We start from the raw sequence: 12,878 nt of genomic DNA, 5'->3' as shown, positions 1-12,878 counted from the left end.
ACATTTTACAAGTAAATTCAGTCACTTAAAGCGGCGCAGCCGCACCATTTAACGGAGATATAGCTATGCAAGTCACGCGCACGTTTTCACATCGCGAGTTCGGCCATTTAGGCGAGGCCACTTTGGCCGTCGAAAAGGGCAAATGGACGTTGGACGGCCAAGCCCTTCCTGACGCCTCGGTTGAATACCTGATGGGCTTCGCGCTCCAATCTCTGCAGGACGCATACGCGGGCGCGAAGAGTCAGGAGGCGGCCAGCGCCGCCTTCGACGCCAAGCGCAAGCGGCTGATCGAGGGCGCGATCGGCAGGACGGCTGGTCCTGCGGAAGAGCCGCACGTTCGGTTCATCCGCCAGATGGTTCGCAACGCGCTCAGCCCCGAGAGCAAGGCTCGGTATGAGCAGACCGACGCGAAGGACCGGAACAAGTTCCTCATGGGGCTTTTCACGGGTCTTCCCAACGCTAAACGCGACCGCCTCGACGCTCAGGCTAGGACTGCCCATCAGGCATCGCTTGCCGCCAAGGCTGCGACCGAGTTCGAGCTAACCATCTAACCCGCGCATCACGAATGTTCAGCTGGGCGGCTCGTGAAAGCGGGCCGTCCGGTTGAACGCTATGCCACATCATGGAAAGGGCGAACGCCATGCGCGCCGCACTCTACCTCCGCGTATCCACCGACCAGCAAACCACCGACCGACAAGAGCGCGAATTGCGGGAAGTCGCGACCCGCACGGGGTGGGAAATTGTCCAGGTCTTCCGCGATCACGGCGTCAGCGGAGCGAGCGCCAAGCGCCCCGCGTTCGACGCGCTCTGCAAAGATGCTGCCCGCCGGCGCTTCGACGTTGTGATGGCGTGGAGCGTTGACCGGTTGGGCCGCTCACTTCAGGGCCTCGTTGCGTTCCTCTCCGACCTCCACGCGCTTCGCGTTGACCTTTTCCTTCATCAGCAAGGCGTCGACACGACCACGCCTGCAGGCAAGGCCATGTTTCAGATGATGGGTGTGTTCGCGGAGTTCGAGCGCGCGATGATAAGCGAGCGCGTCAAATCAGGGCTGAATTCGGCGCGGGCGAAGGGCAAGAAGCTAGGCCGTCCTCGCGTGGCCAAGGCGACGGAGGAGGCAATCGCTCGTGATGAAGGAAGCGTTCGCGCCCTTGCAGCCAAGTATGGCGTTAGCGTCGGCACTGTGCAGCGGATCAAGCACCAAGCCGGAAGCTGACAAGGCGCGGGCTGAAGGCACATGGCAGAGCAGCAAAGTTGGGGATTGGCGGCGGGAGTATTTCGTATCCTGCGGGAGGCGGCGTAGACTGGATTTTTCCAGCCGAGCTTGGATGTACAATGGATGGCTATGTAACTGCGGCTCGACATGCCTTCTTAGCTATCGTTCTGGCGACGGCGGCTTTTCTGTATCTTTCTATCGGCGAGATCCACAGAAACCAGGACCAAGTGAAGAAGTCATCGGTATCGATGCTGATCGCCTTAAAGGACATTGGGTTGGGTGTTTATAAAACGCGAAAGGCAACGAGCGAAGATTTGCATAAATTTTCGCCTCAGCTGGGAGAGCAGTACAGCGAGTTATATAACGCAATTATAAATTACAGATTTACCCCAGAAGATAATGGTCGAAGCGATAAAGCTATAGAGGAAATGGACAGGAGATTCGGCACTAGGGAAGCGGGCGTCGGAGAGGTGGTAGAAAATATACCAATGCCTTATTCAGCAACAAGGCGTTGTGATGCCCTTCTCATACAGCCAGATGACTATTTCTTCGTTTGGTCGTATGCACCACTCTATTTTGGAAACTGGAGTGAAATATATAGTAGGTCTATCAGATACGTTATTTTCGACAACGATTGCCAGTACGGAACAGGTGATCGTTTCTACGCTTTGATATTTCCTGGAGGTAAGGATCTGGTAAGTTTTGGCGTACGGGGCAGTGATCTCTCTGTTTTTCCTTCAATTGAGCCATGGTCAAGCGACCCGAAACTTAACATGGATAGAGCAGATCAGGATCGAATGATCCCGCCAAGGATCAGGAAGTACTTTCCGAATGACAAAGGATTGTTTGTAATCGATAGCAGGGCCGTCGAATTGCTTTCCGCCGATCTTCTTTCATCGATGGATGGTAAATTTTACTCCACGAAAGATTTGAGTGCATCTATTATTAATATTTATGATCAGGATCGCCAGAAGACATCTTTGGGCGGGATCAATTTGAGTTCCCGAGATTTCTTGCGCGCCGTCCCGCTCTGGTTAGTGGCGGTTTCCTACTACCTTTGGAGGCAGCTGCGAAGGTTGGCGGGCCACAGCCTGTTTGGCAAGGTGTGGACTCCTATCGATACGGCGGACCTTCCAGGTGTCATTGTTGCATACGCGTGGGCCTTGATGCCCTTTGCATGCACCGCGATTGTGTACGCGCTTTACCCGTCGGTCTTCCAACTGTCTCTGGTCGTATTTGGAAGAGCCATCACTCCCTATGGGATACTGACCGGTGATTTTCCTGTGGTGACTAGCGGCGACGATGACTATCTCGCTTGGCTAACGTTTTTCGCCCTCTTTCTGCATTTCCTGCTGGTAGGCCTATGCGCACGTGCAGCTTTCGTGATGATCGAGCGAAATAGGATCTTTCGATTCAGTCGGGTAAGATGGCTTGGTGGTTTGTGGCGGCGCACTCACAATGCGGGTCACACTACACCCGCTGCGGGCTAGCATCGGTGGCGAAACGTTAGTCTCTCATCTCCGGCAGACTATCGAAATTGCCAATTGGCTTTCCGTCTTTGTCGGCGATCTCGCCCATCTCTTCGCCTCGCTCAAGCCGGTCCGCGACCTCTCTAAGTGAGAGCACGGTCTGGGCTAGGCACTCTTCCATCAGGGGTCGCTCGATGTTGATCTCGACAGTAAGTGAGATCGCATGCCCTTCGACCTCCCAATCCTCCGGCGCAGCCATTCTTCCCTCCATAATGCGCTCACCACACACTGAACAAAATGAGAACTAAAGAGTCAAGAGACCCTTGACCGTCAAGGAATATGTTCCTCATTTTTCACCCGGTCGGGGAGGAACTGGTCTCGATCCGGTTTCGGCGGCCGGTGGAGATCAGATGGGAGAGGCGGGTGGTGTGGAGGGATGACTAAGGCGCTCGCGCTTTTCGGTTAGCTATGCGATCAGCCCCGATGCCCTCGCTTTGCCAATTAGGTATGACACGAACGATGCGCAGGCCGACAGCATGAATACAGCATCGACTTCGTCGACGTTCGGAGCGCCGCTTTCCAACATCGGGTGACGGATACCCTTTTCATCACTGGCATATCCATACAGCTTCAAAAAACCCTGTTTGAGTGCGCCGTGAACACCGCTCTTCGCCTCGAGTGCAGCCAATGCACTAGAGAGTTCCTTGGCATCTTTGTCGAGCATTCGAGCGACCGACTCCACGGCATGAATGCTCTCCCGTACTGAGTCTGGGTAGTTGCCTTTGGTGCAGGCTTCGGCTGCTTGTTTAAGGTGCTCATAGGCCCCAGCGAAATTGGCGTTCTTGGTCGTCTCGATTGCGGTGGCAACGGCAGCTGCCTCTTGCTCCGAAGCAAAAGGCATGATCGTCTTTGCTACAATACGATAGGGCGCTCTGGCGGTCCGTAATTCTCGTTCAACCGATGAGGTGAATTCGCTAGGGCATTTCGGATGACGGATGACTTCCTGCAAGAAGCCGAAAACGCTGATATAGTTAGTCTCCCAAATTAGATACTTTAGATTTCCCATCACTTTTTCATAGTCGGCGTCAAATTCGTCGGCAGGCTTCATGTCTACATAAGTGTGAATGTCGAATAAAATGTTTTCCCATTCACCATAAACTTCTCTGCCTAGTGATGGACGAACTGCATTCTTCAGCCCCGATGGCACGCTTGCAATAATCGTCGCCCACAATCGAGAACGAAGTTCCGGTGAGATTTCCTTCTGCTTCATCTGCGATGGCAGGGGTTCGGCACCCTCGGCCTGTGCAAAGGTCATCCCCCGGCGCCGGATCAGTTCTGGATCGTCAATCATATTGCTGCCCCGTTTTCACTTATGGGGTAGCATTTCCAGCATGTATTGGGGAAGTTCGATTACGGCTGCTTTTAGCTGGGCATTAGTTCACCGCCTTTCGCTTCGCCTCCGCCCGCAGCCTTGCCGCCTCCAGCCGTAGGCCAAGGCCTTCCATCGGGTCCGCGCCCTTCGTGGTTCCGGGTGACACGCGCCTGGCCTCGACCTTTCGAATGAGCTTCAGCGCCTCCAGTTGGAGCCCAACATCTGTCTTGGGGTCATGTGCCACGCCCATCAAGAACTGGTACGTTAGGTCAAAGACCTCCGGCACCGTTTCATATTCAATGATAGCCTTGGCTGCGTCAATCGATCGCTCGACCGCCACGTCTGGCGAAGTCATGATGTCGAGTAGTTTCTGAAGCGCTTTGCTAATTTCAGGTTCGGCCATTTTCTTCCTCGTTTTGCCCGCTAAAGCGGTAGATGCGGTAGCGGGGCGGTAGCGATTAAACCGTTGATTTTGAATGGGTTCTACCGGTTCTACCGGTTCTACCGGTCTAAAACCGTTGTGAATGGAAACGATGATCCGGGGGAAAGGTCTATGGCGCTACCGGTAGCGACCGGTAACACCGGTAGCGCACACCCAAGAGCCATAGCATCGCTCAACGTCAGGGGCGCTCTCCAGTAGCCCTTTACATTAGAGCCATCGAGCCGGAGGACCTTTGGGCCACTCCAGCCAAGCTTGCGCATGCAATTGCCGAGGCGCCGGTAGTCGGCCATCCGCGCTTGCCGCATATCAATGTTCATGACCTTCTCAAAGACAGTTTGCGTTGAAATCCGCAGTTCGCCCTCCGCAAGCTTCGCATGGGAGGGAAGGGCGCTCAGCAGCAAATCTTCCCACGGATCGCCCGACACCCTTTCAGCCTGTCGTTCCGCCGCCGCTGCCCAAAGCCTTTCCGGGATCGAAATTGGCTCGAGCGCCTCACGTTCTGCCTCCGCGGCCTCTGCCCAAAGTTGGGGCATGTCTTCAGCCAGGCCTTGCAGATCAATCTTGCCCACCGCCACTGGCCAGAACCTCCGGTTTCCGGTCGCGTCGTGGAGATACTGAGAGTCATTGGTGGTGCCGATGAAAATGCACCGGCGGGGCATCTCCTCCACAGAGCGCCCGAACGCTGGCCGCCCCCGATCATGGGTCTTCGAAACGAACTGTTTCACTCCCCTGATGTCGGCATTCCGCAGACCCGCCAGTTCCGGGAGTTCGACAATCCATTTACCCTGAAGGAGCTCCTGTTGCTCCTTGTAACTCACACCAATAGCGATTTCGTCCGAGAAGAAATCTTCGCCCCCGGCCAGGATCTTCAGAACACTCGACTTACCGCGCCCCTGCGGGCCTTCCAGCACCAGCACGCAGTCAAATTTGCAACCGGGGCGGCGCGCCCTTCGAACGGCAGCAATCAAGACCGCTCGCGCGAAGGCCCGATTAAGTTCGTTGTCATCTGCGCCCAAATACGCGCTCAACCAAGTATCGATCCTCGGCACCCCGTCCCACGGAAGCGCCTCGATCCTATCGAGCACCGGATTGAAGGAATTCTCTTGTGCCAGAAGGCGGATCGCGTCCCGCGTGTGCGATGGCTCAGGATCGAAACCAAGCGTCTCTATCACCGCTCGGCGCACGTGCAGCACGATGTCATCCATCGTCACTCCGACCCGCCCTTCCATGCCCTCGCATATGACCTTCTGTCGGAACTCATCGAATTGAAAAATTACTCCAAGTTTCCGAATGGCCATCACCGCATTGTCCAGTGAAGCCACAATGCCGCTGGGATTTCGGACGCGACTAAGTCCCGATGTGGCATCCGCCGTCTTGGCTGGGGCAGAGACTGCGGACGCCTGCTGCTTCCGGGTCAGTTGCTCCGCGAACATCTTTACCAGAGGTCCGTTGCCGCGCCCCGTCGGCTGTTCTTGCCCGCGTTCAAACGCCCTCCATTCCGCCTCGGTCTCCGCCGTCAGCGCCGCCAGATCCTCCTCCGTGAGCGGCCCCACCACTTCCCAATCGAAATACTTCGTTTTCATGGCTTCGCGCACTGGCCCAATCTCCTCTGTTCCCTCTCAAGCATCACCGCCAATCCGCGCAGGAGCAGTTCCCGCGCTCGCGCCGTCCTCGGCAACTGAATGGTTTCCACGAGTTCCAGCGCCTCGAAGATGGGCTGCCACACTTCCACAAACGCCTCATCGATCGGCAGGTCTGGCGGCAGCTGCCGCGCCGCCCGCACTTCATTGAGGTTGATTATCGTTGCCATCGTTCGGGCTCCTTTCATCTCGCCAGCACGATTTCCACCGCGAGCGGGGGAATCTCGCGGCCCCCTGACTCAATGAAGCTCCTCAAGGAGGTATCCGAGGCCACGTCGTCGGAGTTCTCGCTTGGCCAGAGCCGATAGATCGCGGACGCACACCATTAGATCGAGAGGCGGCTCCACGCCCGAAGCCCGAGAAGTTTCGAGCACCAGTCTTATCTGCCTCACCTCAGGCTGCGCCTTGAGTTCGCGCAGCCCATGGTCCGGGTGTGCCAGTACCTGTCGTGCGAACTCCTCCCCGACATCCAGGTACTCGCAAAGCAGTGCGAGTACCCGTATCACGGCGCTGACGTTGTCAGGGCGCATATGCGCCATGATCTGCTCGGCGAAATGGTGCTGGCCGTTAGGGGAGAAGCGAAGGCTGCGGAGAATGCGACGAACCTCCGCCTCCGGCTCACTAACCTTTGGCAGAGACATCGCCGTTCCCGTCGATCAGCCCGATCAGGTAGTCTCGTACCTCGCCGTCTTCCCCCGCCATGGCGACAAGGAGGTGCGGTGCGCCAGCGGCTTTAATCCGCTGCTGCTTGGCTTGTGTTTCGCGCTGGAGGTCCAGATCGCGCCTATTGCCTTCCTGCATCTCACCGCGCCAAGGCTCCGCGCCATAAGGAATCTCGTTCTTGTGGGCACCCTTATAAAAATCCTCGTCGGCTATGAAGTCGACAAAGGACTCATAATATTTGCCACGACGCGGCGCCGAGGGTGCGGGGGCTTTCGGGTCCGCGGCGATGCCCCTCTTGAGGGCGCTGAAAGATGTTTCGTCGGCCATGTGCGTTCCTCCTTATGCCGCTGCCGCATCGCGCTGGGCAATCTTGCGTTCTTGCCATTCGGTCACGTCCGCGAGCCGCCACGCGACTGCCTTCGCCCCGATCTTGATCGGCTTGGGAAAATTCCCCTCCTTCATCTGTTCGTACAGAGAGCTGGTCTTTAGCCCAGTGAGTCTTTCGACATCTGGGCGGCGGATGAAAGTATTACTTCCAGTGCTCATGTTTTTTTCTCCTATGTCCGGCACTATCGCCAATGAACAATGCAATAATACCAAACAATTTCGCGTGGAAAATCCCGGAAATGGCCGTTTGTCCTTTTTTGTCCCCTAGGTTTTCCCTGCGACACAACGTCGCGCAACGTGGAGCCATACTTTGAACTGCCTTTTTATTTGGATTCTTGGATTCTGTTTTCCTCCGGGACTCCCAGTGAGTAGCGATCGGAGGCGGAGTCTCACCTGGGGCACTTGCGCGGGGAGTCGGATGTATGGGCTTTGTGCCGCGCACTAAAGCCATACCAGACCTGTACGGCTTGCTCTCCAATGCACCGCTAGCCCGGCTTTCGCTCCGAAGGTGCCGAGGCAATGCCTCAAACGCGATTGGGGGATGTTATCTGGTTCAAGCGCGGCATAGTTGGTGTCTACCCCGAGCGCCATGACCGGTTGCTTGCAACGATGAAGGCAAGCGCCATGCCTATCGGCGGATTGGTGAAGCCGATCACGCCTAAGCAGAAGGCGGTGGCATTCAAACGATCGCGCAAGCGATCAAGGAAATAATATTACCCAAACTGCCAAAAGAAAGCGCACGCTTGCCGCGAGACAGAAAAACAACGACATGGACGACAGGAAAGCGACGCCTTTCAATTGGACGAAGTTTGTCTTAGGAGTGCTGGCCGGAAGAACGCCAAGCGTAAAAACTGATATCCCGAGTGCCCATACCGCCCATAGGGTTGCATAGAACAAGTGGTACTTAGCGGCATCTTCGATTGGCGATTTGGACAACGCGACGAATGCCCCCAATCCTGCCAAGATAACTGAAGAGCCGGTAATAATCGCGCCGAGTTGTCCCATAATTACAGTCGCGCCAAGTTCCCTCTCATCCTTTGTGTCTATGCTGTCGTTATTTTTGTACCCTATCCAATGCCAATTCAAAAACAGTAGCCAAATCGCTAGAAGTCCTATGTCAGGGATAGGAAAGTTGTCACTTGACATCGCTTAAACTTCCAAGATCTAACACGTCGCTGAAATACATTTTGGGATCCTTTGGCCAGTTCGCATCAATTTCCTGTTGGGCCTCGCCTTTTGCGATGAAGGCGGGAAACTGACTTACCAAAGGTCCAACAGCCGCGCGAATTTCCGACCTCACCTTATCATTCCCGAAAGCGCCGTATGCCTTCGGCCAATATGACTCTGCTATGGGCGGTTTATTCGGGAACAGACACCACGCGGCAAGACCAGCGAAATAGTCCTCATCCGAGGGAGTTTCGCGCCCATTCTTCATGGCAACTACAATTGCCACTTGGTTCACAGCCGCCAGGAGGCCCATGTATTGACCAATATTTTCTGGTGATGCAGCGCCCCATTTTACGTGTAGACGGTCTGCCAGCGGAGTGGTTAGCGCAATCTTCTGAAGGCGTTCAGGGATAATGGTCGGCCCATCTTCCTGCGCTTTTGCGAATGAGCAAAAGATAAATGAAGCCACGGTAGCAAATATGATTGCGCGAAGCATTGCCGTTCCCCTCCACAAGCAATCCTCATCCTGTGTTGCCAGTGGGTGCGGAGTCAATGACCGGGCGGCCTTACCTTCACCTCCCGGTCTTTTGATTCAGCTTTCTCTTTGGGCTGGGACTTCTTATCGTGCGGTGAAGGCGGCGTCTTCAAACAAGCGGCGCAATACCTCATCGCCCTTATCCTGGTCTTTGTCTTTAGGAGTTTTCTGACATGAGTGATGAACCATATTTGCCCGCACGCGACGTAAAAGTGGAGCGAGCTGTCGGTCGCTTCATTATCGCGTGGGGAGCGCTGAGCGGGAGATCGACAGTGCAATCCACGACCTATTATGCACCAGCCTGAGGACGGGCATGGCCGTCACAGCCAATCTCGCCATGCGCGCTAAATTGGATTTAGTGCATGCTCTTTTTGAAGAGCTGCGATCTGAGGATGGTGACGTGTGACGTCCTATTTCAGAAGCGCGGGAAGCCCGCTTCGACAAACTCGTCAACACGACAGCCAAGGCCAACGCCAAAGCCCGCATTCCAATAGTACACAGTCAGCCCATGGCAATTAAGCTGGATAGCGGGGATGTACCAATCTGGATGCGCATGGCAGCAAAAAAAGGTGGCTTGCGCGGCTCAGGGACAACCTACACCAAGTCCTCTTTGGACAAGCAAACAAAAACAGTTGTCGGGCTTATCCACGACTGGGCAGCGGCGCGGTCCAATTGGCAATCTGCAATTGAGGCAATCCGCAGCGCTGATGCAGATGCTTGGCTAGGTCGCGGACCAGACGATCGAGATCACCTGACCATCCAACTTCAACCCGATCGCAATTCTCAGAAAGCCCCTCCGAAACCAGGGCAGCATAAGAAGCCAAAACGCCCGGTCTAAGGCATGCCCTCCTTTGATGCGCCGTGCGACATCTAAGAATATATTCCTTTGTGGGTAGAAATGTTGGTCACCACCGCGGTTTTTTCTAAATTGTTGATTTTATTCCTTTATTTCCGATAAATGGCGGAGAGAGCGGGATTCGAACCCGCGTTACGGTCTCCCGTAAACACACTTTCCAGGCGTGCGCCTTCAACCACTCGGCCACCTCTCCGTCCTTGCATTCGCGCCCGGCCGGTTTTGCCACGCGGGTTGGGGAGATGCATCCCTTTGGGATTTGCGGGAAGACCCGCTTGATGGACACCGCCAACCAGCGGATGCCCTTCCCGGCGCCCGTCAATCAAACAGGCGCGGGGCTCATCTAGTCGATCCGGCGCCGAATGCCAAGCCATAACGGCAGTCTATTCGCTTTGCCGGCCATGCATCGTTTCGCGGGGCTTTGAACGGCTCCGCTTCTAAGGCGCTTCGGTTCTGAATGGTGTGCACGGGCAAGGCGGCAGGGCCGGCCGCGCTTGACTTCGCCCCTCGCCACCTGTCGAGTGCGGCGGAGGCTTTGCGGGGGCAACGTCCAGACATGACATCGAGCAATGAACAGCCGGCCAGCGGAACGCCGGCCGGAGGCATGCCAGGCGGGCTGACGCCCGCAGGGCCTCCGGACAGCGGGCTGTCCTTCGTGCCCGTGGTCTGGCTCCTCTTCGTCATGGCATGGTCGGTCTACTGGCTGGTCTCGGCGCGGTGGCTGTTCGAGAGTTCCGGCCTGCCGGACAGGGTCTTCTATTTCGTGCTTGGCGGACTGGCCTTCGACATCGTCACCATCGTGTGGGGGCTTTATCTGCTCGGCCTCGCCTTAAGCCGTTCCGCGCGCTTTCCGCGTCATTTCACCATCTGGCAGATCACCACTATCGCCTGGCGGCTGGCCGAGCAGGTCTATGCGCTGACCGTGCCCGATTTCACCGTCTCCGCCAGGGAGCTTGCGATCGCCGCCACCGAAATCGTCATCGGCCTGTTTTGCATTTACCTGCTGCGCCGCGGCGACGAGGCCAAGGCCTTTTATGCAAGGCCGGAAGCGCAGGCACCGTCAGCCTTTAGTTCGATCGTCGCCGCGCTGGCCGGCATCACCCTCGGCGCCGTCGTCGGCGCCGTCGCCGGCTTCGCGCTTGGCGCGGGGATCGCCGAAGCCACCGACATCAGCTGTTTCGAAGGCGGCTGCGGCTACTTCGCGGTGTTCATCGGCCTTGCCGGGCTGGTGGTCGGGGCCATTGGCGGCGGCGTCCTCGGCGTCTGGCTCGTCCATCGGCGGAGCCGAAAGGTGGCCATATAGGCGGGCGATAGGCTTCAAATTCGCGTATGGCGATTGCACGCGGGGCGTGCGCATTCTATTCCTCGCCTTTGACCGGAAGGTCCTCGGGAGGAACTTGAGGACCGGGGAAGATTTCGATGTTGCGTTTTTTGTTTCGCCTCGCGGCCATGATCGCACTCTCGGTCGCCGTCATCATGGCCGTGCTCGACGCGACGCGCTCGGTGGCGGCTTCCACATTGGTCATGACGCCGCTGAATTCGAGCTGGCTGGCGGTTTCGCCCGACACCCGCGCGGCCTTCGAGACCTTCGTGCGCGCCAAGGTCAATCCGACGATATGGGATGGCGGCATCGCCTGGGTGCTTGCCCAGCCGGGGTTTGCCGTGTTCGCGGTGCTTGCCTTCATCCTCTATGCGATCGGCTACCGGCGCCGGCGGCGCGGCGGAGAATTCGCGCCGGGCTGATGGGTTGTCCCAGCGGACTTGCGACGACAACGCGGCAATCGTCCACAGCTGTCACCGCATTGGGCATGTTTTTCCAACGGGGGGCATGCTTTTCCAAAAGGTCAAAATTCCGCGTGAATTTTGTTTCGGGCCGTGCCAGATTGCCTTGAGCGGGAGGGGAGTACACTCCTGGCTGATGCCGCATGCCTGCCGGAGAACCGGGCAGGCGGGCGGCGCGTAACGGAAAAAAATAACCGACAGGGTGTGGATCACATGAAACGTATCGTTCTCGGCCTCCTGGCCGCAACCGCAATGGTTCTTCCGGCTTTCGCCGCGGATGTCCAGCCGGCCATCCTCTACGATCTCGGCGGCAAGTTCGACAAATCCTTCAACGAGGCTGCCTATCACGGCGCCGAAAAGTTCAAGACCGAGACCGGCACCGCCTATGTCGAGTTCGAAGTGTCGAACGCCTCGCAACGCGAGCAGGCGCTGCGCCGCTTCGCCGAGGACGGCCGCAACCCGATCGTCATGGCCGGCTTTGCCTGGGAGGATGCGCTGAAGGTGGTCGCGAAGGAATATCCCGATCTCAACTTCGCCATCATCGACGATGCCGTCGATATGCCCAATGTCCGTTCGCTTGTGTTCAAGGAAAACGAAGGCTCCTATCTCGTCGGCATCATGGCGGCGATGGCCTCGAAGTCCAAGAAGGTCTCCTTCATCGGCGGCATGGACATTCCGCTGATCCGCAAGTTCGAATGCGGCTATGTCGGCGGCGCCAAGGCGGCCGGTGCGACCGACGTCATCCAGAACATGACCGGCGACACGCCCGCGGCGTGGAACGATCCGGCCAAGGGCGGCGAGATCGCCAAGACACAGATCGACCAGGGCTCCGACGTGGTCTATGCCGCGGCCGGCGGCACCGGCGTCGGCGTGCTGCAGGCGGCGGCGGATGCCGGCAAGCTCGGCATCGGCGTCGATTCCAACCAGAACGGCCTGCAGCCCGGCAAGGTGCTGACCTCGATGCTGAAGCGTGTCGACGTGGCCGTCTACACCGCCTTCATGGACGGCAAGAACGGCACCTTCAAAGGCGGCCTGCAAAATCTCGGCCTCAAGGAAGGCGGAGTCGACTACGCCATGGACGACAACAACAAGGCGCTGGTCACCGACGAGATGAAGGCGGCGGTCGAAAAGGCGAAAGCCGACATCATCGCCGGCACGATCCAGGTGCACGACTACACCGCCGACAACGCCTGCCCGTATTGATCGGCAAGTTATTTCTTTGTTTTGACGCAATTCCGGACGGAAAACCGCTTCACACTTTTCCTGAAATTGCTTTAGGTTTCGAACCGCCGGGTGAAAGCCCGGCGGTTTTGTTTTTGGAGGGTTGGAAGGACGTTGAAGATTGGCGAAGATCT

General features: G+C 57.1%; 16 protein-coding genes and 1 tRNA gene. 7 read left to right on the top strand and 10 right to left on the bottom strand.

Annotation, left to right across the window (positions count from 1 at the left end):
* Positions 1–65 precede the first annotated feature (65 nt).
* From NLY37_RS17760 to NLY37_RS17750, 3 genes are all read left to right on the top strand, one after another.
* The gene (locus NLY37_RS17760; protein ID WP_023740903.1) at positions 66–551 is read left to right on the top strand and encodes a hypothetical protein; all 486 of its coding nucleotides are present in this window, start codon (positions 66–68) and stop codon (positions 549–551) included.
* 89 nt (positions 552–640) lie between these two features.
* Complete coding sequence (locus tag NLY37_RS17755; protein WP_245270772.1) at positions 641–1,213, top strand: recombinase family protein; 573 nt, start codon at positions 641–643, stop codon at positions 1,211–1,213.
* A 119-nt stretch (positions 1,214–1,332) separates the two neighbouring features.
* On the top strand, positions 1,333–2,703 hold the full coding sequence (locus tag NLY37_RS17750) for a hypothetical protein (protein WP_023740905.1): 1,371 nt from the start codon (positions 1,333–1,335) through the stop codon (positions 2,701–2,703).
* Between the two features lie 16 nt (positions 2,704–2,719).
* Here NLY37_RS17750 and NLY37_RS17745 read toward each other — a convergent pair whose 3' ends face one another.
* From NLY37_RS17745 to NLY37_RS17705, 9 genes are all read right to left on the bottom strand, one after another.
* Complete coding sequence (locus NLY37_RS17745; RefSeq protein ID WP_031245938.1) at positions 2,720–2,941, bottom strand: hypothetical protein; 222 nt, start codon at positions 2,939–2,941, stop codon at positions 2,720–2,722.
* Positions 2,942–3,148: 207 nt separating this feature from the next.
* The gene (locus tag NLY37_RS17740) at positions 3,149–4,033 is read right to left on the bottom strand and encodes an AbiJ-NTD4 domain-containing protein (protein WP_050588389.1); all 885 of its coding nucleotides are present in this window, start codon (positions 4,031–4,033) and stop codon (positions 3,149–3,151) included.
* 82 nt (positions 4,034–4,115) lie between these two features.
* Complete coding sequence (locus NLY37_RS17735; RefSeq protein ID WP_023740909.1) at positions 4,116–4,457, bottom strand: hypothetical protein; 342 nt, start codon at positions 4,455–4,457, stop codon at positions 4,116–4,118.
* A gap of 98 nt (positions 4,458–4,555) precedes the next feature.
* Entirely contained in the window at positions 4,556–6,091 is a 1,536-nt protein-coding gene (locus NLY37_RS17730; RefSeq protein ID WP_245270774.1) for a virulence-associated E family protein, read from the bottom strand.
* Positions 6,076–6,306, bottom strand: coding sequence for a hypothetical protein (locus tag NLY37_RS17725; RefSeq protein ID WP_023740911.1), 231 nt, complete (start codon positions 6,304–6,306; stop codon positions 6,076–6,078). Before NLY37_RS17725 ends, NLY37_RS17730 begins: the two co-directional genes overlap by 16 nt.
* A 451-nt stretch (positions 6,307–6,757) precedes the next feature.
* Positions 6,758–7,126 carry a hypothetical protein gene (locus NLY37_RS17720; protein WP_023740913.1) on the bottom strand — a complete coding sequence of 123 codons (369 nt, stop codon included), beginning with the start codon at positions 7,124–7,126 and terminating at the stop codon, positions 6,758–6,760.
* A gap of 12 nt (positions 7,127–7,138) precedes the next feature.
* Positions 7,139–7,345, bottom strand: coding sequence for a helix-turn-helix transcriptional regulator (locus NLY37_RS17715; protein WP_031245942.1), 207 nt, complete (start codon positions 7,343–7,345; stop codon positions 7,139–7,141).
* A 540-nt stretch (positions 7,346–7,885) separates the two neighbouring features.
* Entirely contained in the window at positions 7,886–8,332 is a 447-nt protein-coding gene (locus NLY37_RS17710) for a hypothetical protein (RefSeq protein ID WP_023740916.1), read from the bottom strand.
* On the bottom strand, positions 8,322–8,849 hold the full coding sequence (locus NLY37_RS17705) for a hypothetical protein (RefSeq protein ID WP_023740917.1): 528 nt from the start codon (positions 8,847–8,849) through the stop codon (positions 8,322–8,324). The genes NLY37_RS17710 and NLY37_RS17705 overlap by 11 nt, the downstream gene beginning before the upstream one ends.
* A gap of 547 nt (positions 8,850–9,396) precedes the next feature.
* Between NLY37_RS17705 and NLY37_RS17700 the strand changes: the two genes are divergently transcribed.
* The gene (locus NLY37_RS17700; RefSeq protein WP_156933893.1) at positions 9,397–9,726 is read left to right on the top strand and encodes a hypothetical protein; all 330 of its coding nucleotides are present in this window, start codon (positions 9,397–9,399) and stop codon (positions 9,724–9,726) included.
* A 121-nt stretch (positions 9,727–9,847) separates the two neighbouring features.
* On the opposite strand, the gene NLY37_RS17695 is transcribed toward NLY37_RS17700, so the two are convergent.
* Positions 9,848–9,937 (bottom strand) — tRNA-Ser (locus tag NLY37_RS17695).
* Between the two features lie 360 nt (positions 9,938–10,297).
* Here NLY37_RS17695 and NLY37_RS17690 point away from each other — a divergent pair.
* The 3 genes from NLY37_RS17690 (at position 10,298) to NLY37_RS17680 (ending at position 12,726) form a co-directional block, all read left to right on the top strand.
* Entirely contained in the window at positions 10,298–11,044 is a 747-nt protein-coding gene (locus NLY37_RS17690; RefSeq protein ID WP_023671118.1) for a hypothetical protein, read from the top strand.
* A gap of 116 nt (positions 11,045–11,160) precedes the next feature.
* A complete protein-coding gene (locus tag NLY37_RS17685) occupies positions 11,161–11,484 on the top strand; it encodes a hypothetical protein (RefSeq protein ID WP_023671119.1) in 324 nt (107 codons plus the stop codon).
* Between the two features lie 252 nt (positions 11,485–11,736).
* Positions 11,737–12,726 (top strand): BMP family lipoprotein, encoded by a 990-nt coding sequence (locus NLY37_RS17680; RefSeq protein ID WP_023671120.1) that lies wholly within the window; start codon positions 11,737–11,739, stop codon positions 12,724–12,726.
* The last annotated feature ends 152 nt before the right edge of the window (positions 12,727–12,878 follow it).

Source organism: Mesorhizobium sp. C395A (assembly GCF_030323205.1).
Classification (GTDB): Bacteria; Pseudomonadota; Alphaproteobacteria; order Rhizobiales; family Rhizobiaceae; genus Mesorhizobium.
The sequence above is the reverse complement of the archived record's forward strand: the minus strand, read 5'-3'. Positions and strand labels throughout refer to the sequence as shown.